The organism is Variovorax sp. YR752 (assembly GCF_943372545.1).
In genome coordinates this window covers 65,529-86,523 of sequence record NZ_CALRZC010000001.1, presented here as the reverse complement: position 1 = coordinate 86,523, position 20,995 = coordinate 65,529, and the positions used below count along the sequence as shown (strand labels likewise).

The following is a 20,995-nucleotide window of genomic DNA, read 5'->3' as shown; positions in this document are numbered from 1 at the left end:
CTCGTCCTCGTACCGAACCACGAGCGCGTGAAGGAAACATCCCAGGCCCCCGCACTCGACCTTGCCGTGACGCGCTTCGCCGGCATGGCTTCGGGCTCGTACTACTGGCCCGAAGGCCTGCTGGCCGAGCAGCTGATCTCCGGCCTGGCCTCGCGCCCCGACCGCAAGCAGCAGGCGCTGCCTGACGGCCAACGACTGCTTTCGTCGTACCGCCGGCCTTACGACGGCGGCGAGCGCGCGGCCGTGCTGGTCGACGACCGCAGCGGCGACGTGCTGGCTGCCGCGCTGGTGCATCGCAGCTGCGGCAAGGATTCGTCGTCGAGCGGCTGTCTCGACGATCAGCACGCCGTGCTCTCGATCTTCCTGCGCCCCGGCTTCGACCGCACCAAGGCGCAACCGCTGGTCGCGTGGAGCCAGCAGGTTCCCGACCGCATGCAGGGCGGCGAGGGCGTGGGCGAGAAGATCGCCACCACCGAGTACGTCACGATGGACGCCGCGCGCACCACGGCACGGCCCATCGTGCGGCCCAACAAGGCCTTCTCCGCGCAGGTGCCGTTGTACCCCAAGGCGCTGATCTACGGCACCGCGCAAGACGCGCTGAGCGACGCCAAGGCCAAGCGCGTGCTGCGCCTGCAGACCGTCGATACGCCGGAGCAGGTGCTGGCGTTCTACAAGCAGCTGTCGCCGCCGCTGAAGGACATCGAGTCCAGCAACGGCTTCATCGCCGGCAGCCGCAACGGCCTGAGCTTCTCCGTCAGCACGACGATCCCGCGCGACATGCCCGCGATCACGAACATCGAAGTGGAAATTTCCGAATGAAGAAGACCTTGATTCAGTCGACGCTTGCGTCGCTGGTGTTCGCCTGCGCGCTCACCGCCCACGCACAAGACGCCGCCGCGCCGGTCACGACGGAGCTGCCCCCGCCCTCACTGCGCCTGAGCGAGCAGACGCGCATCCGCAGCGCCGTGATCGGCTTGGTCGGCTACGCGCGCGGCAGCTACACCGAGCCCGACACGCTGATCGCGCAGCAGCTGCTCGAAGGCATGCGCTCGAAGTTCGACGTCACGCGCACCGTGTGGCCCGACGGCCGCCAGGTCATTGCGTCCGTCAGCGGCGGTGGTCACGGCGAAGAGCGCGCGGCGATGCTGATCGATGCCGACGGCCGCGTGCAGGCGGTGGGGCTGGTCAACGGCCACTGCCGCGCGGCCGCGAAGCGCGACGACCCCAAGGTGTGCAACCCCTTGCCGCAGACCGTGCTGTCGGTCTTTCAGCACGCAGGTGCCAGCCAGGCCGACGCCGCGCCGCTGGTGGCCTGGAGCAAGCAGCTGCCTTCGTACCTCGCGGCCATGGCCGAGAGCGACGATCCGGCGGACGTGGCCGCCGCGCAGAAGATCGCGAGCGTCGAATACATCACCGGCCAGCCCAATGTGCCGGGCTGGCGCGTCGCGCAGTTGCCGCCGGGCTTCCCCGCGTCGCTGCATCCGATGCTCGTGCAGACGGCCGAGGTGAACAGCTCGGCCAGCGCCGGCAAGATCGTGCTGCCCAAGGGCCTGGCTGGCCTGCCGATGCGCACGGCCTACGAGCGCTCGCAACGCCCCGAAGCGCAGCTGCCCGATGCCGAGGTCACGCTGCGCAGCTACGAGCCGATCGCCAAGCTGGTCGACACCTACCGCGAACTCACCAAGGGCGCCACGCTGGACGAAGAGGGCCGCGAGGTCGTCTTCAACGGCACCGACGGCGCGGGCCGCTACAGCGTGCGCCTGCGCGACGCGAAGGAGACCGGCGTGTTCATCACCGTGGCGAGCTGGAAGCGCAAGTAGCAACAGCAACAGCCGCTGCTGCGAACCCGGCGGCTCAGCTGCAATCGCTGTAGCCGCCCAGCGTGCCGCAGTGCAGGCAGCGGAACACGTAAACGGCGGCGTGGCGATCGCGCGAGGGCGTGGCAAGCAGCCACTGCCACTCGGCCTCGGTCGGCAGCTGTTCGTGTGCCTGCATGTCCTGCTTGAACGCGCGCGCCGACTCGGAGGCCAGCAGCGCGCGGTCGACATGCTCGATCTCGCCGAGAAAGCACCCCGCGTCGTTGCAGTGCGCCCACCACTGCTCCTGCTGGTAGCTGAAGAAGCTGGGCGTGCGCCGGGACACCTCGTCCACCACCGCCGGCGGCAGCGCGACCTCGCCCATGCCGACGGAGGCGGCATCGTTGAATTCGCCATCGAACTTCGCCGCGGCCGAGCCGTCGGCGATGCACCAGGGGCAGAACTGCGAGGCATCGCCCACGGCGTAGAAGCTGCCGTCGTAGATGTAGCCGGTCGCCTGGTCGCAGCATTCGCAGGTGTCGCTTGCCGCGCGCATCACGCCGGATGCGAAGGGGTCTGCGTAGTAGCGGAAGACCGGCAGCGCGCGCGACGGGTCGGGCTGCACGGCTTCGGGGATTCGCTGCTGCGCCATGGCCGCACGCAGGTCGCTCGCGTAGGGCGCAGACCATCGGGCGGTGTGGGCCTCGAACAGGAAGATCTCGTCGCCGAGGGCGCCAGTGGCTTCGTCGCGCAACACCAGCAGCTGGCGGCTCATCGTGTAGTGGTGCGCGATGCTGAGGCCGTGGCGCGGAAAGCTCGTGTTCCGCAGCGCGATCTGCGTGAAGTGCAGAACGTCTTCCGCCGTGCGCTTGAGCTGCTTGCGGTCGCTGCTGTCGCGCACCGGGTGCAGCTGCCACTCGGCATCGCGCCGCTGCGGATCGCCGAAGCGGCCGCCGTTGGCGGTGGCATAGCAGCCGCGCAGGGCCGGGGGCAGGGCGGTGCCGAGCTTTTCTTCCAGTGCGCGCAGGGCGTTGTCGGGGGCGGGAGGCGCGTCGTGTGAATGCATGGCGATGGGGCAAGGCAACGAAGGGACGCCGTCGAGTATGCCGAACGGATGACCGGCCTTGCATGGCCCTTTGCGGCCCGGATGTCAATCGGCGGATTCTTGCTGCGGCCCTCCGATGACACCGAGGCGGCGGGGCAGGGTGCTCACGAGAATCGATGCATGACCCTGGCCGTCAGAGCCTGCCGCATCCACCTCGAGGAGACAACCGCCATGCATCGCTGCCCTTCTTTCGCAGGCCTCATCCGCCTGCTGCTTCGCACCACGGTCCTGTGGACGCTCGCCGTGCTCGCGGCGCCCGCGCTGGCCGCCTACAACCAGAGCCTCACGCGCGCGCTCGACGCCGGCCAGATCTACGGCAAGGTTGCCGCCAACAACACGCACGCCTTCCTGGGCATTCCGTTCGCGCAGCCGCCGGTCGGCAGCCTGCGCTGGCGCGCTCCGCAGCCGCCGCAGCCGTGGACCGGCGCGCGCGCCGCGACCACGCTGGCCGGCATGTGCGCGCAGGTCGGCAACCCCTTCGGCGAGCCCGATCCGGCCACCTTCGGCCAGCCCGTGGGCACCGAAGACTGCCTGTACCTGAACGTGTGGCGCCCGAACTCCAGCGCCGAGAACCTGCCGGTGTTCTTCTGGATCCACGGCGGCAGCAACACGAAGGGCTCGGCGCGCGAGCCGGCCTACGACGGGGCCTACCTGGCACAGAAGGCCAACATGGTGGTGGTCACGGTGCAGTACCGCATGGGCATGCTGGGCTGGCTGAACCACCCGGCGATGAAGACCGGCAACGCGCTGGACGATTCGGGCAACTTCACCACGCTCGATCTCGTGCGTGCGCTCGACTGGGTGAAGGCCAACGCCCGCGCCTTCGGTGGCAACCCGGGGCTGGTGACGGTGGCGGGCCAGTCGGCCGGCTGCATCAACACCTGGGGCCTGCTGCAGTCGCCGCTGGCCGACGGCAAGTTCCATCGCGCGGTGTGCATGTCGGGCGTGCCCAACGCCTACCCGCCGGTGGTGGGCACGCTGGCGGCCGACTCGCTCATCGACAGCCTGCTGGTCGACACCGGCCGCGCCTCGACCGCGCTGCAGGCCGCGGCGCAGCGCCTGACCATGAGCCAGGCCGACATCGCCGCCTTGCTGCGCAGTGCGAGCGCGGCGCAGATCATGAAGTTCACGCCCAGCCCCGTGGTGCCGGGCCACTTCACCGACGGCACCGTGATCCGCGCGAGCGGGCTGCCCGGCCTGCTCGCGGGCAACTACAACAAGATGCCGCTGATGATCGGCTCCACGCACGACGAGGGCTCCTACTTCGCCTTCCTGTTCGGCATGGGCCAGCCGTCGCAGCAGGAGTTCTGGAACCTCGCCAACTACGCGGCGCCCGGCACGGTCACCTTCAATCAGCTGATCAAGCCTGAGTTCCAGCCGATCTACACGCAGACCCATGAAGTGATCAGCTACGCGCTGGACAACGTGATCGACAACGTGATCCGCGTGCTGCGCCTGCAGAACGGCGACATCTACCGCTACAACTACAACTGGGACGACACGCCGCAGCCCTGGAAGGACACCTTCGGCGCGTTCCATGGCATCGACGTGGCGGCGCTGTTCGGCAACTTCGTGACCGACGAGCCGAACTTCATGCGCTTTGCCTGGAGCCCCGCGAACGCCAGCAGCCGCAAGGCGCTGTCGGACAAGTTCATCGGCCACACGGCGAGCTTTGCCCGCTACGGCGCACCGAGCCGCATGTTCGACGGCCAGACGACCTGGAACAACTGGACCAACTTCGTGTGCCTGCTGTGCAGCAAGCGGATGGTCTTCGACAACCAGCCGCGCATGTCGGCCGACGACTACCTGTTCTTCTGGCCGCGTTACTCGCTGCTGTCGCCGCAGCAGCGCGAGTTTCTGTTCCAGCAGATCGACTTCAATGCGCTGCCCGACTCCGTCGATCCGCTGCGCAACGGCACACGCTGAGTTCCTGAAGCGATCGATCTACTGAATGATCCCGTGGCGCACTGCATAGAGCACCAGCTCCGCCGTGCTGGCCACGCCCAGCTTGTCGAGGATGTTGCTGCGGTGCGTGCTCACGGTCTTCACGCTGATGAGCATCTCGTCGCCGATGGCGGTGAGCGAGATGCCCTTGAGCATCATGAGCATGATCTGGTGTTCGCGCACCGTGAGCCGCTGGTGCGCGGGGCGGTCGTCGCGGCCTTCGAGCTGGCCGCTGACCTGCGAGGCGGCGCGCGCGCTGAGGTACTGACCACCGGCCGCCACGCAGCGGATCGCGCGCACCAGCTCGGCGGGCTCCGCATCTTTCGCGATGTAGCCGCGCGCGCCGGCCTGGATGGCGACCAGCGCGTACTGTTCCTCGGCGTACATCGACAGCATGAGCACCGGCAGCGCGGGCTGCGCGGCGCGCATCGAGGCCAGCACCTCCAGGCCGTTGCGGCCTTCCATGTTGATGTCGAGCAGCACCACGTCGAAGCGGCGCTGGCGCACGAGCTCGAGCGCCTCGGCGCCGTTGCCGGCCTCGGCCGTGGTGCGCAGGTCGGTCTCGTCGAGCAGCAGGCGCTGCAGGCCCGAGCGGAAGATCGTGTGGTCGTCGACCATCAGGATGTCGATCATGCGGCGCTGCTCTCCTGGTGCAGCGGCACGCTCAGCGCGAGCCGCGTGCCCGCGCCGGGCGCCGAGCGGATGTGCAGCTCGCCGCCGATCTCGCGTGCGCGCTCGCGCATGCTCAACAGGCCGAGCGCGCTGCCCTCGGGCGCGTCGACGTCGAAGCCGCAGCCGTCGTCGTGCAGCGTGAGCCGCAGGCGCTCACCTTCCACGCGCAAGCGCACATCGACGTGCTGCGCCTGCGAATGGCGCGAGACGTTCGTCAGGCCTTCCTGGAAGATGCGGTAGACCGCGGTCGCGTGCTTGGGCGCGAGGCGCAGCGCGGGCGCGTCGGCGTCCAGCGAATGCGGCACGCCCGAGCGCCGCGTGAAGGCCTGCAGCTCGTTCGCGAGCGCCACCGACAGGTCGAGGTGGTCGAGCGCGCTGGGGCGCAGCGCTTCGGAGATCTGCTTCACCGTGTCGATGGTCTGCTGCGTGAGCGCGATGAGGCCCTGCGTGAGCGCCTGCACCTCGGGGTTGTCGGCGCGGCGCTGGATGCGCGTGGCGTCCATCTTGATCGAGGTCAGCATGCCGCCGAGCACGTCGTGCACGTCGCGCGACAGCGCCAGCCGTTGCTCTTCGAGCTTGTTGGCGGTGTAGGCGGCCAGCGCCTGCAGCTGCTCGCGCGAGCGCTGGCGTTCTTCCTCGTGGCGCACGCGCTCGGTCACGTCGACGCCCACGCCCATCACGGCCGGGCGGCCACGGTAGGTGATGCGCGAGCCGTGCACTTCGACAAAGCGCACGCGGCCGTCGCGGTGCAGGCCGCGCGTGATGAAGTGCATGCTCGGCGGCAGCCCCGCCAGCCGGGCGCTGATGCGCGAGCGCACGACCTCGAGGAAGTCGGGCGGCACGATCTGCGCGAGCGACATGCCGGTCGCTTCTTCGGCCGTGTAGCCGGCGATGCCGGCCCAGGTCGCGTTGCAGTACACGAAGCGATCGTCCTGGATCACGTAGATGCCCGCGACCATCTGTTCCACGATGGTGTCGAAGGGAATGTCCGGCAGGCGCTCGGGTGCGGGATCGATCATGGGGTGGGCGGTGGCGCGCTGCATGATAGGACGCGGGCCGCGCCACGCACCCCGCGCCCGAGGGTTTGCGAGCAGCACGGTTCCCCGTAGCGTCGGCCGGAAATGTCCGATGGCCGCGGCGTGCGGTGCGCCGCCAAGATCGGGGCCCGCCTGCTTCAGGCTGCCCCATGGCCGGCGACGCTGGCAAGGACGACACGACGATGGTCTACCGCTGGCTTGCGCTTCTGGGTCTTCTCTTCCTCGGCCTGCCGGGCCGCGCCGACGAGATCGTGGTGGGGCAGTCGCTGCCGCTGAGCGGGCCGCTCGGCGAGGCCGGGCGCAACGTGAAGGACGGCATCGACGCCTACCTCGCGCGCGCGCAGCGCGACGGCCTGCTCGGGCGCCACAAGCTGGTGTGGCGCGCGCTGGACGACGGCTACTCGGTGGAGCGCCACACGCAGAACATCCGGCAGCTGGTGGTGCAGGACAAGGTCGATGCGCTGGGCCTGTCGGCCGGCACCTCGCACATCGACGCGGCCTATCCGACGATGCGCGAGGCGGGCACGCCGCTGATCGGCGCGATGACCGGCGCCTCGGCGCTGCACGGCGCGCAGCGCTCGCTCATCTATCACCTGCGCGCGAGCTATGCGGACGAAGTGCGTCAGCTCGTCGCGCAGGCGGTGTCGGTGCGGCAGCGGCGCGCGTTCGCGGTCTGGCAGGACGACGGGCTGGGGCGCGATGCGTTTGCTGCGCTCGAGATCGCGCTGCGCGGCGCAGGCATCGAACTCGTGGGGCAGCAGGGCGTGGCGCTGGCGCAGATGGACGGTGCTGCGTTGGCCGCGAGCGTGCGTGCGGCGAAGCCCGATGCGCTGTTCGCGCTGTGCGTGACGCCGTGCGGGGTGAAGCTGTTGTCGAGGTTGGCGGCGGAGGCTGGCATCGCACGGCCGACGCCGTACATGCTCTCGATCGTCAACGGCGAAGCGCTCGCCAAAAGCGTGGGCCCGGCGGCGCGCGGCACCGTGATCTCGCAGGTCATGCCCAACCCGCGCCTGGCAACGTCGCCGCTGGTGCAGCGCTACCAGCAGGACATGCGCAGCCACATGGGCCGCGACGAGTTCAGCTACTTTTCGCTGGAAGGGTATGTGGTGGCGATGGTGACGGTGGAGGCGGCGCGCACGGCGCTGGCCGCTTCACCACGTCGCTCGATGCAGGACGCCATGAAGCTGATGCTGCGGCGTGAGATCGAGGGGATTCCGGTGTCGGGAGGCGACGACCCTGGGGTGCGTCCGCATCCAGTGACGCTCTCGATGATCGGCAACGGAGGGCGGCTCATTCATTGAGGCTGAGCCGCCCCAAAGAAGATCAGCTGATCTCGGCGATCAGGTCGATCTCGACGCAGGCGCCCATCGGGACCTGTGCCACGCCGAAGGCGCTGCGTGCATGCGCGCCCTTTTCGGCGCCGAACACTTCGGCGAAGAACTCGCTCGCGCCGTTGGTCACCAGGTGCTGCTCGGTGAAGGTACCGACCGAGTTCACGAGGCTCATCAGCTTGACGATGCGCTTGATCTTGTTGAGGTCGCCCACGGCGGCGTGCAGCGTGCCGAGCAGGTCGATGGCGATGGCGCGTGCGGCCAGCTTGCCTTCTTCGGTGGTGATGTTGGCGCCGAGCTGGCCCACCCACGGCTTGCCGTCCTTCTTGGCGATGTGGCCCGACAGGAACACGAGGTTGCCGGTCTGCACGAAGGGCAGGTAGGCGGCCGCGGGCACGGCGACCGGGGGCAGGGTGATACCGAGGCTGGAAAGCTTGTCGTAAACGCTCATGAAGACTCCTGATCTGGGGATAACGGTGACAGGTGTGATTGTGTCTGTGTTTGCGCCGGCGACTGCGGCAACGCGACCACTTCCCCCACGGGTTGCACGGTCACGCCGACATGCAGCGTGTGGCGTGCGCCGCCATGCAGTACGCCGCGCATCGGCGAGACGTCGGAGTAGTCGCGTCCGATGGCGAGCGTGACGTAGTCCTCGCCGGGCTGGCGGCCGTTGGTGGGGTCGAAGTCGGCCCAACCGCCTGCGCTCTCGGGGCCTTCGCCCTCGCCAGGCAAATACACCGACACCCACGCATGCGAGGCGTCGGCGCCCACCAGGCGCGGCTGGCCCGGCGGGGGCTGCGTGAGCAGGTAGCCGCTCACGTAGCGTGCCGGCAGGCCCATGGCGCGAAAGCACGCGATGAGGATGTGGGCAAAGTCCTGGCACACGCCCTTGCGCTGCGCCAACGCTTCGACGGCGGGGGTGTTGATCTCGGTGCTGTCGGCGTCGTAGGCGAAGTCGCGGTACATGCGCTCGGTGAGGTCCATCGCCACGTCGAAGGTGGGACGCTCGGGCACGAAGCTGGCGCGCGCGTAGGCGACGAAGTCGTCATGGCGCGGCACGTACGGCGAGGGAAACACGAACTCCGAGGCGGGGTCGAACGGCGCGTCCTTGCGAAAGCGGAAGCGCTCGCGCACGGTCTCCCAGGGCAGCTCGCGCGCCACGGCAGGCGAGAGCACGGGCTCCGACGTTTTCACCACGCTCTCGGCCGTGACGATGAGGTGGTCGTGCGTGGCTTCGAGCGCGAAGAAGGCGCGCGTGTTGCCGTACAGGTCGGGCACTTCGGTGTGCTGCGCGGGCGCGGGGTCGATCGTGAGCTGGTGGCTCACGAGCTCCTGCGACGCGGTGGCCAGCGGGCGCAGGTGCGCCAGGTGCTGCGCCGTCTCGACCGCCGGCGCGTACGCGTAGCGCGTTTCGTGGGTGACGTGCAGCAGCATCGCGCGGGCCTGTTGCTTACTTGGATTCGGCGCCGAAGTGCGCGGCGTAGATCTTGGCGTAGGTGCCGTCGGCCTTGATGTCGGCCAGGCCCTTGTCGATTTTCGCGAGCAGCTCGGCGTTGCCCTTCTTCACGGCGATGCCGTACTGCTCGGCCGAGAAGCCGGCGTCGCTCACGGTCTTGAAACCGCCGCCCGGGTTGTTGGCCAGGTAGTGCGCCACCACGCCGTTGTCGGCCACCACGGCCTGCACGCCGCCGGCTTCGAGTTCCTTGAGCGCCAGCGGCGTGGACTCGAAGCGCTTGATGTCGGTGCTCGACTTGCCGAGCAGCTTGCCCACCACCTCGTCGCCGGTGGTGCCGTTCTGCACGCCGACCTTGAGCTTCTTGATGTCGTCGAACTTCGTGACCGTCGAATCGCTCTTCACGGCGATGAGCTGGCGGGCCTCGAAGTAGGGCTGCGAGAAGTCCATCGTCTGGCGGCGCTCGGGCGTGATCGTGATGGCCGACACCAGCAGGTCGCGGTCGCCCAGGTCGAGCGTGTTGAAGATGCCTTCCCACGGCGTGTTGACGAACTTCACCTCGATGCCGGCCTTCTGCGCAACGGCCTTCACCACGTCGATGTCGAAGCCCACGACCTCGCCCTTTTCATTCTGCGATTCGAAGGGTGTGTAGGCCGCGTCGGTGCCGACGACCAGCACGCGCGGCGCGGCAGCGGGCGGTGGTGCCGATGCGGCCGCGGGCGCGGTGGATTCCTGCTTGCCGCAGCCGGCGAGCGCGAGGCCGACCAGCAGGCTGGCGGCGGTCAGTGTGAGACGGCGGTTGAGGGCGATGCCTGGCATGGAAATGCCTCCTTCGAAATATCGTTGTATGTGTGTGTCTGCGGAATCAGGCCCCGACGGAACGCAGCGATTCCGACGTGAGCGTGAAGTAGCGCGTGCCGATGGCGTCCGACACGTGGTACGCCGCCGTCTCGCAGGTGGCGAGCAGCTGCACCAGCGCGGGGTAGTCGGCGCCGGGGCCGGCTGCGCACAGGTGTTCGAGCGTCCAGGTGGCGGGGTCGGGCAGCTCGTACGACAGGGCCGTGAGCTTGCCCGGCGCGCTGCCTGCGAGCCGCGCGATGCGCCCGCGCAGCGTCTGCGTGACCCAGGCCAGCGAGCGCGGGTTCTCGGCATCGAGCACCAGCAGGTCGACCAGCGTGGCGACGTCGCGGCGCTGCTGGTAGCGCGCATGGAAGGTGATGGTGCTGTCGAACAGCGCCACCATGGCCTCGAAGCCGCTCACCTCGTGCACGGCGCCGTTGGCAAAGCCGGCCTCGAGCGCGCTCGACAAGAAAGCCAGCCGTTCGATGTGGCGGCCGATCGACAGCAGCCGCCACGCGTCGTCGCGCGTCATGCGGTCGGTCTGCGCGCCGGTCATGGCGGCCAATGCGGTGCTGGCGGATTCGAGCGCGCGCAAGGCGGCGCCGGCCGCAAAGCTGCCTTCGCCGGCCTGCTCGGCCGCGCGCCGCAGAAAGTCGCTTTCGGCGCGCACGATCTGGTTCCAGTTGTCCTGCGACAGCCGTTCGCGCACGGCCGCCGCGGCCTGCCGGATGCTGCGCAGGCTGTAGCCCACGCTGCCGCCGTCGTCGACGTCGCCCAGCTCGGCGATGAGTGCGCGTTCGAACACGCGGCGCGAATGCGTCGCCCGCGTGGTGTCTTGTGATGGCGCGCTGCCCGGCGCCTCGGCCGGCACCAGCGAATTGCGCACCGCCATGCGGTGCAGCCATTCGAGCAGCGGGCGCGACGACTGGTCTTCGCTGCCCAGCAGGTTGAGCGTGAGCCGCGCCAGCCGCACCGCGTTCTCGGCGCGCTCGGTGTAGCGGCCGAGCCAGAACATGTTCTCGGCCGCGCGGCTGGTGACCGGCGCGCGGTGCCGCGCGAGCGAAGCCGGCGTGGCGTGCGGTTGCAGCAGCGTGGTGCGGTCGACCTCGCCGTGCGTCTGCACCCAGACGTCGGCACTGCTGCCGCCGCGTTGCATCGAAGCGATCTGCGCATCGGGGCCTGCGAGGCGCGCGAGCCCGCCGGGCAGCACGCGCCACGACTGCGGACCGTCGCTCACTGCGAACACGCGCAGCATCAGCGCGCGCGGTGCGATGTGGCCGGGGCCGAGGTCGCTGGCCCAGGTCGGCATCTGCGACAGCGGCAGGTAGCCCTGCACCGTGTGGACGTCGCCCTCGCGCACGATGCGCCCGGCCCATTCGTCGAGTTCGCGGCGGCCGAGCTGGCTGCCGAGCACCGCGTCGAAGCTGGCGCGTCCCTCGAAACCGGGGTAGGTCGGCTTGATGGCGCTCTCGCCCAGCTGCGGCAGCACGGCTTCGAGCGAGGCGCGTTCGCCGCACCACCAGGTCGGCAGCGCCGGCAGCTTGAGCTTCTCGCCGATGAGCCGCAGCGCCAGTCCCGGCAAAAAGCCGAGCAGCGCGGGCGACTCAAGAAAGGCCGAGCCCGGCATGTTGGCCACCAGCAGGTTGCCCGCGCGGATCGCCTGCAGCAGGCCCGGCACGCCGAGCGTGGAGTCGGGGCGCAGCTCCAGCGGGTCGAGGAACTGGTCGTCGAGCCGCTTGATGAGGCCATGCACCGGGCGCAGGCCCTGCAGCGTTTTCAGGTACACGCGCTGGTCGCGCACCGTGAGGTCGCTGCCCTCGACCAGCGTCAGGCCGAGGTAGCGCGCCAGGTAGGCGTGCTCGAAGTAGGTCTCGTTGTACGGGCCGGGCGTGAGCAGCGCGATGTGCGGCGGCGAGCCCGAGGGGCACATGCGCTGCAGGCCTTCCATCATGGCGCTGTAGGTGGCGGCCAGCCGCTGCACCTGCAGCGCCTCGAAGGCCTGCGGGAACTGCCGCGCGATGGCGAGGCGGTTCTCCAGCAGGTAGCCCAGGCCCGAAGGCGCCTGCGTGCGCTGCGAGACCACCCACCAGTTGCCGTCGGGGCCGCGTGCGAGGTCGAAGGCGGCGATGTGCAGCCAGGTGTCGCCCGCCGGCTTCACGCCGTGCAGCGCGCGCAGATAGCCCGGATGGCCGCGCACCAGCGCCGGCGGCAGCAGGCCCTCTGCCAGCAGTTGCTGTGGGCCGTAGGCATCGGCCATCACGCGGTCGAGCACGCGCACGCGCTGCTGCACGCCGTCTTCGATCTGCGCCCAGCTCTCGGGCGAGACGATCAGCGGGAACAGGTCGAGCGACCACGGCCGCTGCGGCCCATTGGCGTCGGCGTACACGTTGTAGGTGACGCCGTTGTCGCGGATCTGCCGCTCGAGGCTGACCGCACGCCGCGGCAGGTCGTTGAAGCCGCCGGGGCCGAGCTGTTCGAAGAAGGCGTTCCAGGCGGGGGTGAGGGGGGGCTGGTCGCTGGAAGAGGAGGGTTCCGGTCCCTGCGACTGGGATTGGGAGGACGAGGGGGACTGTGACTGGGATTGCGATTGCGATGGAGCCGGTCGCTCGCCAGCGGCGTCGTACAGCAGCGGTGCCGCGGCGGGCGCCGGGGCCGCGCCCGACACCGGTCGCGAGGGCGTCGCAGGCGTCGCCTGCCCGCGCAATTCATCGAAATGCCCAGGCAGCGCCGCCGGCGCGAGCGAAGACGCCAGCGCCGCCGGATGCTCCGGGGCCTGGGCGTCGAACAGGGATTCGTTCAGGGGTTCCACAGGGGGGGGATTGTCACATCACCGTCACCGGGGCTTGGGCGCGCGAAGCGGTCCAGCGAAAGGCCGAGCGGTTTCTGGCCGATTTCAGGCATAGCTCGCGTCCAGGGAGTGGGCAGCTTTGAGGTCACAAACTGTGACGTCAAACAACGGCCGCAGTAGTCGACGCACAGCACCTTAGGTGCTCACCGGGCAAGGCGTGTTGTCGCTGAAGAGAAGAAGACCCCGAACGCGCGCAGCAGAAATAAGTGCTGCGTGCGAACAGAGTCCACTTCAATCTTCAATCAGCGCCGCAGGTCCAGCGTGAACGGAAACTCCCGGCTGCCCGGCAGGTCGATGGTGGCCGGTGGCGTGCGCAGCAGGCCTGGCGTGTGGCCCATGCGGGTGAAGCGCGAGTGGCGGCGGCTTTCGGCCTCGTAGGCGTTGACCGGGAAGGTGTCGTAGTTGAGCCCGCCCGGGTGGGCGACGAAGTACTGGCAGCCGCCCAGCGAGCGCTTCATCCAGGTGTCGACGAGGTCGAAGGTCAGCGGTGCGTGGGCCGGGATGCTCGGGTGCAGCGCCGAGGGCGGGTTCCACGCCTTGTAGCGCACACCGGCCACGAACTCGCCGGTGACGCCGGTGGGCTGCAGCGGCAGCACCTTGCCGTTGACGGTGACGACGTGGCGGCTTTCGTTCAGGCCGGTCACGCGCACCTCGATGCGCTCCAGCGACGAATCGACATAGCGCACCGTGCCGCCGGCCGAGCCTTCCTCGCCCATCACGTGCCACGGTTCGAGCGCGTTGCGCAGCGACAGCTCCACGCCCATCGACTGCATCTGGCCCACGAGCGGGAAGCGGAACTCGAAGTGCGGGGCGAACCAGTCGGCATCGAAGGCAAAGCCGGCCTGGCGCATCTCGCTGATGACGTCGTCGAAGTCCATCTTGACGAAGGTCGGCAGCAGGAAGCGGTCGTGCAGCTCGGTGCCCCAGCGGGTGACGGGCGCCTGGTAGGGCGCGTCCCAGAAGCGCGCGACGAGGGCGCGAATCAGCAGCTGCTGCGCGATGCTCATGCGGGCATGCGGCGGCATTTCAAACGCGCGCAGTTCAAGCAGGCCGAGGCGGCCGGTGCTGGAGTCGGGCGAGTAGAGCTTGTCGATGCAGAACTCGCTGCGGTGCGTGTTGCCCGACACGTCGATCAGGATGTTGCGCAGCGTGCGGTCGACCAGCCACGCAGGCATGTTCTGGCCATAGATCTCGCGGTTCTTGGCGATTTCTTTCAGCGCAATTTCGAGTTCGTAGACCTGGTCGTTGCGTGCTTCGTCGACGCGCGGCGCCTGGCTGGTCGGGCCGATGAACATGCCCGAGAACAGGTAGCTCAGCGACGGGTGGTTGTGCCAGTACAGCAGCAGGCTGGCCAGCAGCTCGGGCCGGCGCAGGAACGGGCTGTCGGCGGGCGTGGCGCCGCCCATCACGAAGTGGTTGCCGCCGCCGGTGCCGGTGTGGCGGCCGTCGGTCATGAACTTCTCGGCCGACAGGCGCGTTTCGAACGCGGCGTTGTAGAGAAACTCGGTGTGGTCGACGAGTTCCTTCCAGTTGTGGGCCGGGTGGATGTTGACTTCGATCACGCCCGGGTCGGGCGTCACGGCCAGCATCTTCAGGCGCGGATCGCGCGGCGGCGGGTAGCCTTCCATCACGATGCGCACGCCGAGCTGTTTCGCGGTGGCTTCGATGGCGGCGACGAGGTCGAGGTAGTCCTCCAGGCGCGCGAGCGGCGGCATGAAGACGTAGAGCACGCCCGAGGCGCTGCCCTTCTTCTCGGCCGCGGGGCCGTTGGCTCGGCGCGGGTCGCGCACCTCGACGCACAGTGCGGTGCGCGTGACCCAGTGGGCGGATTCGCCGCGCAACGGTTGGCGCGTGGCGGGTGTGGCGGAGGCACTCGCGGCATCAGCGGCCGTTGCTGCTGCTGCATCGCCATGTGCCGCATCGCCCTTCGCCGCATCGCCGGGGCTCTGCATGCGCAGCGACGCGGCCACCACGGGCGGCGTGCCGAAGGTGTAGGGCACGTCGCCCAGCTCGGCGCCGGCTGCCGTGGTGGCGGTGGCATAGCGCGCGCGGTAGTCGGAGGCACTCGGCAACGCGCCGCGCGGCGCGGTCGGGTCGCGCTCGATGAGGTAGGGGTAGTCGCCCTTGCTGGCCCACGGCTGCGAGTCGAGCGGCAGGCGGTAGCCCATGGGCGAATCGCCCGGGATCAGGAACAGGCGGTCGTCGCGCAGGAACCAGGGGCCGGTCTTCCAGCCGGGGCCGGCGAGCGCGGGCGTGTCGCTGTTCGCGTTGCCGGGTTCGATGGGCAGCATGTAGCCGATGACTGCGTCGAGCTTCTGCGTGAACACGCGGCGCAGGCGCACGCGTTCGAGTTCGTCGTCGAGCTTGGAGTCGAAGGGGTCGACGTTCACCGGCAGGCGGCGTTCGCGCCAGAGGTAGTAGTAGGTGTCTTCGTAGCCGGGCTGCATGTAGCGCTCGGTGAGGCCCAGCTTGTGCGCCAGCACGGTGGTGAAACGGCGTGCGTCTTCGCTCGTGTAGTGCGTGGGCACGCGCTCGTCGGCGAACAGCTCGGGGTCGTGCCACAGCGTCTGGCCGTCGGCGCGCCAGAAGATCGACAGTGCCCAGCGCGGCAGCTGCTCGCCCGGGTACCACTTGCCCTGGCCGAAATGCAGGAAGCCGCCCTGGCCGTACTCGGCGCGCAGCTTGTGCACGAGCTCGGTGGCGTAGCCGCGCTTGGTGGGGCCGAGCGCGTCGGTGTTCCATTCGGGCGCGTCGCGGTCGCTGGTGGCCACGTAGGTCGGCTCGCCGCCCATCGTGAGGCGCACGTCGCCGGCGTTCAGGCGCGCATCGACCGCGTCGCCGAGCGCGAGCACCTCGGCCCATTGTTCTTCGGTGTAGGGCTTGGTGACGCGCGGCGATTCGTAGATGCGCGTGACCTTCATCTCGTGGCTGAACTCGACCTCGGATTCGTCGACGCCGCCCTCGATGGGCGCGGCGCTCGACGGCGAGGGCGTGCAGGCCAGCGGAATGTGGCCTTCACCGGCCATGAGGCCCGACGTGGCATCGAGGCCAATCCAGCCGGCGCCCGGCAGGAACACCTCGCACCAGGCGTGCAGGTCGGTGAAGTCGACTGTGGTGCCGCTCGGGCCATCGAGGGCCTTCACGTCGGGCGTGAGCTGGATCAGGTAGCCCGAGACGAAGCGCGCGGCCAGGCCCATGTGGCGCAGCAGCTGCACCAGCAGCCAGCCCGAGTCGCGGCACGAGCCGCTGCCATTGGTGAGCGTTTCTTCCGGCGTCTGCACGCCGGGCTCCATGCGGATGAGGTAGTTGACGTCCTGCTGCACCTGCTGGTTGATGCCGACCAGGAAGTCGATGGTGCGCTGCTCCTTGCGATCGACCTTGTCGAGGTAGGCCTCCAGCAGCGGCGTGACCGGGTCGGCCACGAGGTAGGGCGCCAGCTCTTCGGCCTGCGAGGCCGTGTACTTGAACGGGAAGTTCTCGGCCTGCGGCTCGAGAAAGAAGTCGAAGGGGTTGTAGACCGCCATCTCGACCACGAGGTCGACCGTGACCTTGAACTCGCGCGTTTTTTCGGGGAACACGAGCCGCGCCTGGTAGTTGGCGAACGGGTCCTGCATCCAGTTGACGAAGTGCTCGGCCGGTTCGACCCGCAGCGAATACGAGATCACATTGCTGCGGCAATGGGGCGCGGGGCGCAGTCGCACGACTTGCGGGCCCAACTGCACCAGGCGGTCGTATGTGTAGTGGGTGACGTGGTGGAGTGCGGCGTGAATGGACATGCGTAGGGGCGTGCAGTGCAGCGAGGTTGCATCGAAAAGATGTCTCTGGTGAGACGCATACTAGCCCAGTTGCCAAGCAATTAACGCGCCATCGAGCGCGAGTTGGGGGAGGGTTTGCATCATGGTTTCAGAGGTGTCTGAAGGTCGGTCGCGGCGTGCGTCCGGCGCGGTGGCGGGTGGGTCGGGGGCCTTCGTTGCGCTCGGCGGCACGCTGCTCGGCGCGGCCTTGCAGCTGCGCCAGCCGCAGCTGTGGGAGGCCGGCGTTTACGCCGCGTTGCTGCTCGTGGGGCTCGGCGGCGGATGGCTGTTGTGGCGATGGCGTGGGAGTCGGCTGATCGTGCTGATGCTGTCGCTGGCCTGTGGCGCGATGGCCGGTGCAGGGCTGGCCGGATGGCGCGCGACGGCCTATGCGGATGGGGCGCTGAGCCCGCAGCTCGAAGGGCGCGACCTGCGGCTCACGGGCGTGGTCTCGCAGATGCCGCAGCACAGCGAGATCGGAACACGCTTCCGTTTCGATGTGGAGACGGCGCAATGGGCCGAGGCCTCGCGCGGCGCTGTGCCGCCTGTGGTGCCCTCACGCATCGCGCTTGCCTGGTACGGCGAACACAGCGGTGTGTGGGAGCAGCCCGTCGAACGGCGCGCGTCCACGGCGCGCCCCGTGGGCGAGGTGCACGCCGGTCAGCGCTGGCAACTGACCGTGCGCCTGCGCGCGCCGCACGGCAACCTCAATCCGCACGGCTTCGACAGCGAGCTGTGGGCGTGGGAGCAGGGCGTGCATGCCCAGGGCCATGTGCGCGTTGGGGCTCGTGACCCCGCGCCGCAGCTCCTGGGCACCACGTGGCTGCATCCCATCGAGCGAGCGCGTGAGGCCGTGCGCGATGCGGTCTTCGCACGCGTGGACGACCGGCGGCAGGCCGGCGTGATCGCCGCCCTGGTCACGGGCGACCAGGGCGCCATCGACCGTGCCGACTGGGACGTGTTCCGCGCCACCGGTGTGGCGCATCTGATGTCGATCTCGGGCCTGCACATCACCTTGTTCGCGTGGTTCGCGGCACATGTCGTGGGCGCGCTCTGGCGGCGCAGCAGCCGGCTCATGCTGTGGCTGCCCGCGCAGCAGGCCGCGCTCGCGGGTGGGCTGCTGCTGGCCGCGCTCTATGCGCTCTTCAGCGGATGGGGCGTGCCCTCGCAGCGCACAGTCTGGATGCTCGCGGCCGTGGCGCTGCTGCGCCTCACCGGCAGGCGCTGGCCGTGGCCGCATGTCTGGTTGCTGACGGCGGCGGTCGTGGTGGCCGCCGACCCGTGGGCGCTGTTGCAGGCCGGTTTCTGGCTCAGCTTCGTCGCGGTGGCGGTGCTGTTCGCCTCGGCGACGGCCGTGCCGGGCGAGGGCAGGGTGGGGGCGCTCACGAGGCTGCGTCGCTTCTTCCGCGAGCAATGGACCATCACGCTGGCGCTCGCGCCGCTGAGCCTGCTGCTGTTCCAGCAGGTGTCGGCCGTCGGGTTGGTGGCCAATGCGATCGCGATCCCGTGGGTGACGCTGGTGATCACGCCGCTGGCGATGCTCGGCGTGGCGGTGCCGCCGTTGTGGGACGTGGCCGCCGGCGCCGTGAAGCTGTTCGCCCTGTTGCTGCAAGCGTTCGCGGGCTTGCCGTTCGCCACGCTGTCGATGGCCGCGCCACCGCCGTGGCTGGCCGCGGGCGGCGTGGCGGGTGGCGTGCTGCTGGCGATGCGCCTGCCGTGGTCGATGCGCGCGCTTGGCCTGCCGCTGCTCTTGCCGGTGCTGCTGTGGCAGCCGGTGCGACCCGCCGTGGGCGAGTTCGACCTGCTCGCCGCCGACATCGGGCAGGGCAATGCGGTCCTCGTGCGCACCGCGACGCACAGCCTGCTGTACGACACCGGGCCCCGCTACGGGCTCGACAGCGATGCGGGCCACCGCGTGCTCGTGCCGCTGTTGCGCGCACGCGGCGAACGGCTCGACACGCTGCTGCTGAGCCACCGCGACATCGACCACACGGGCGGTGCGCCCGCCGTGCTCGCCACGCAGCCGCAGGCCGCGCTGCTGAGTTCCATCGAGGCCGGACATCCGCTGCAGGCACTGCGCCCCGCGCGGCGCTGCGAGGCCGGCCAGCGCTGGACCTGGGACGGCGTCGATTTCGAGGTGCTGTTTCCCTATGAAAGCGACTACCGCAGCTTCACGCGGCCCAATGCCGTGTCGTGCGTGCTGCGCATCGGCAATGGCCGCGCCACGGCGTTGTTGGCCGGCGACATCGAACGGCTGCAGGAGGCCGCGCTGGTAGCGCGCACGCCCGGGCTGCAGGCCGACGTGCTGCTGGTGCCTCACCATGGCAGCAAGACTTCGTCGAGCGAGGCCTTCCTTGACGCGGTCCAACCGCGCATCGCGCTGGTCCAGGCCGGCTACCGCAGCCGCTTCGGCCACCCGGCGCCCGAGGTGGTGGCGCGCTACGTCGAACGCGGCGTGCAGGTGATCGACAGCCCGCGCTGCGGCGCCGCGCACTGGGCGAGCCCGCGGCCGGCCGAGGTGACGTGTGAACGCGCGCATGATCTGCGCTACTGGCGCCACCGGATGCCCTGAAGGACCGAAACGCCAAATGCCCTCGCATCGCGTTCAAACCTAGGGCTTCTACTGGCCTTGAACTTGCTAAGCTATGGCTCAAGGAGATTGGTCGTTCCATGCACAAATTCGACGAGATGTATGAGCAGCTCCCCTATGCGGGCGCTGCAATCCGGCAACACTACAAACGCTACGACCAATGGCTTGCGAAGCAACCCGGTGAGGTGATGCGATCGCGGCGTGAAGAGGCGGAAATGATTTTCCGCCGGGTCGGCATCACCTTCGCGGTGTACGGCGCCAAGGACGAGGACGGCTCCGGCACCGAGCGGTTGATCCCGTTCGACCTGCTGCCCCGGATCATTCCCTCCCACGAGTGGGAGAGCATGGAAAAGGGGCTGGTGCAGCGTGTCACCGCGCTCAACCGCTTCCTGTACGACGTGTACCACGACCAGGACATCATCAAGGCCGGCATCATTCCGGCTGAGCAGATCCTGAACAACGCCCAGTTCCGCCCCGAGATGATGGGTGTGAACGTGCCGCACAACGTCTACTCGAACATCTCGGGCATCGACATCGTGCGCGCCCCCGATGCCCAGGGCAACGGCGAGTACTACGTGCTCGAAGACAACCTGCGCGTGCCCAGCGGCGTGAGCTACATGCTCGAAAACCGCAAGATGATGATGCGGCTCTTCCCCGAGCTGTTCAACCAGAACCGCATCGCGCCAGTCGCCCACTACCCCGACCTGCTGCTCGAAACGCTGCGCGCCAGCGCGCCGCCGGCCACGGCCGAGCCCACGGTGGTGGTGCTCACGCCCGGCATGTACAACAGCGCCTACTTCGAGCACGCCTTCCTGGCCCAGCAGATGGGCGTGGAGCTGGTCGAAGGGCAAGACCTGTTCGTGAAGGACGACTTCGTCTACATGCGCACCACGCGCGGCCCGCTGCGGGTCGACGTGATCTACCGCCGCGTTGACGACGACTTTCTCGACCCCGACGTGTTCCGGCCGACCTCCACGCTCGGCACGGCAGGCCTCATGCGCGCCTACCGCGCGGGCAACGTCGTCATCTGCAATGCCGTGGGCACCGGCGTGGCCGACGACAAGTCGATCTACCCGTACGTGCCGAAAATGATCGAGTTCTACCTCGGCGAGAAGCCGATCCTGAAGAACGTGCCGACCTACATGTGCCGGAACAAAGACGAGCTGCAGTACACGCTCGACAACATGAAGGACCTGGTCGTCAAGGAGGTGCACGGCGCCGGCGGCTACGGCATGCTCATCGGCCCGGCCGCCACGCAGGCCGAGATCGAAGACTTCAAGAAAGCCGTCATCGCCAAGCCCGACGGCTACATCGCCCAGCCCACGCTGAGCCTGTCGACCTCGCCGACCTTCGTCGACGCCGGCATCGCGCCGCGCCACATCGACCTGCGCCCCTTCGTGCTCTCGGGCAGCGAGGTGCAGATGGTGCCCGGCGGCCTCACGCGCGTGGCGCTCAAGGAGGGGTCGCTGGTGGTCAACTCGTCGCAGGGCGGCGGCACCAAGGACACCTGGATTCTCGAAGCGGACCGCACGGCCAAGCCGAAGGCGGGAACGCAGTCGCAAAGCCAATCGCAGTAGGAGCACCC

Annotated in this window: 14 protein-coding genes; 6 read left to right on the top strand and 8 right to left on the bottom strand. The window is 69.1% G+C overall.

The window, feature by feature from the left end; translation table 11 throughout:
• Positions 1–27: 27 nt before the first annotated feature.
• Positions 28–819, top strand: a complete 792-nt coding sequence (locus AAG801_RS00375; protein WP_341886639.1) for a hypothetical protein — start codon at positions 28–30, stop codon at positions 817–819.
• A complete protein-coding gene (locus AAG801_RS00370; RefSeq protein WP_341886638.1) occupies positions 816–1,820 on the top strand; it encodes a hypothetical protein in 1,005 nt (334 codons plus the stop codon). The genes AAG801_RS00375 and AAG801_RS00370 overlap by 4 nt, the downstream gene beginning before the upstream one ends.
• A 34-nt stretch (positions 1,821–1,854) precedes the next feature.
• Here AAG801_RS00370 and AAG801_RS00365 read toward each other — a convergent pair whose 3' ends face one another.
• Complete coding sequence (locus AAG801_RS00365; RefSeq protein ID WP_341886637.1) at positions 1,855–2,862, bottom strand: CbrC family protein; 1,008 nt, start codon at positions 2,860–2,862, stop codon at positions 1,855–1,857.
• 210 nt (positions 2,863–3,072) lie between these two features.
• Here AAG801_RS00365 and AAG801_RS00360 point away from each other — a divergent pair, with 210 nt between their 5' ends.
• Positions 3,073–4,827: a carboxylesterase family protein gene (locus AAG801_RS00360; RefSeq protein WP_341886636.1), complete on the top strand. Its 1,755-nt coding sequence runs from the start codon at positions 3,073–3,075 to the stop codon at positions 4,825–4,827.
• Positions 4,828–4,845: 18 nt separating this feature from the next.
• Here AAG801_RS00360 and AAG801_RS00355 read toward each other — a convergent pair whose 3' ends face one another.
• Together AAG801_RS00355 and AAG801_RS00350 are read right to left on the bottom strand one after the other, a co-directional pair.
• Positions 4,846–5,478 (bottom strand): response regulator transcription factor, encoded by a 633-nt coding sequence (locus AAG801_RS00355; RefSeq protein WP_101492351.1) that lies wholly within the window; start codon positions 5,476–5,478, stop codon positions 4,846–4,848.
• The gene (locus AAG801_RS00350) at positions 5,475–6,536 is read right to left on the bottom strand and encodes a PAS domain S-box protein (RefSeq protein WP_341886635.1); all 1,062 of its coding nucleotides are present in this window, start codon (positions 6,534–6,536) and stop codon (positions 5,475–5,477) included. The genes AAG801_RS00355 and AAG801_RS00350 overlap by 4 nt, the downstream gene beginning before the upstream one ends.
• A 167-nt stretch (positions 6,537–6,703) precedes the next feature.
• On the opposite strand from AAG801_RS00350, the gene AAG801_RS00345 reads away from it, so the two are divergent.
• Entirely contained in the window at positions 6,704–7,855 is a 1,152-nt protein-coding gene (locus AAG801_RS00345) for an ABC transporter substrate-binding protein (protein WP_341886634.1), read from the top strand.
• Between the two features lie 22 nt (positions 7,856–7,877).
• On the opposite strand, the gene AAG801_RS00340 is transcribed toward AAG801_RS00345, so the two are convergent.
• From AAG801_RS00340 to AAG801_RS00320, 5 genes are all read right to left on the bottom strand, one after another.
• Entirely contained in the window at positions 7,878–8,336 is a 459-nt protein-coding gene (locus AAG801_RS00340) for a RidA family protein (RefSeq protein WP_101492354.1), read from the bottom strand.
• Positions 8,333–9,319 (bottom strand): transglutaminase family protein, encoded by a 987-nt coding sequence (locus AAG801_RS00335; protein WP_341886633.1) that lies wholly within the window; start codon positions 9,317–9,319, stop codon positions 8,333–8,335. The genes AAG801_RS00340 and AAG801_RS00335 overlap by 4 nt, the downstream gene beginning before the upstream one ends.
• Positions 9,320–9,335: 16 nt before the next feature.
• On the bottom strand, positions 9,336–10,157 hold the full coding sequence (locus AAG801_RS00330) for a basic amino acid ABC transporter substrate-binding protein (RefSeq protein ID WP_341886632.1): 822 nt from the start codon (positions 10,155–10,157) through the stop codon (positions 9,336–9,338).
• A gap of 46 nt (positions 10,158–10,203) precedes the next feature.
• The gene (locus AAG801_RS00325) at positions 10,204–12,987 is read right to left on the bottom strand and encodes a circularly permuted type 2 ATP-grasp protein (protein ID WP_341886631.1); all 2,784 of its coding nucleotides are present in this window, start codon (positions 12,985–12,987) and stop codon (positions 10,204–10,206) included.
• A gap of 281 nt (positions 12,988–13,268) precedes the next feature.
• Positions 13,269–16,802: a transglutaminase family protein gene (locus tag AAG801_RS00320; protein ID WP_341886630.1), complete on the bottom strand. Its 3,534-nt coding sequence runs from the start codon at positions 16,800–16,802 to the stop codon at positions 13,269–13,271.
• 169 nt (positions 16,803–16,971) lie between these two features.
• Here AAG801_RS00320 and AAG801_RS00315 point away from each other — a divergent pair, with 169 nt between their 5' ends.
• Together AAG801_RS00315 and AAG801_RS00310 are read left to right on the top strand one after the other, a co-directional pair.
• On the top strand, positions 16,972–19,392 hold the full coding sequence (locus AAG801_RS00315; RefSeq protein ID WP_341886651.1) for a DNA internalization-related competence protein ComEC/Rec2: 2,421 nt from the start codon (positions 16,972–16,974) through the stop codon (positions 19,390–19,392).
• 98 nt (positions 19,393–19,490) lie between these two features.
• On the top strand, positions 19,491–20,987 hold the full coding sequence (locus AAG801_RS00310; RefSeq protein WP_341886629.1) for a circularly permuted type 2 ATP-grasp protein: 1,497 nt from the start codon (positions 19,491–19,493) through the stop codon (positions 20,985–20,987).
• Positions 20,988–20,995 lie beyond the last annotated feature (8 nt).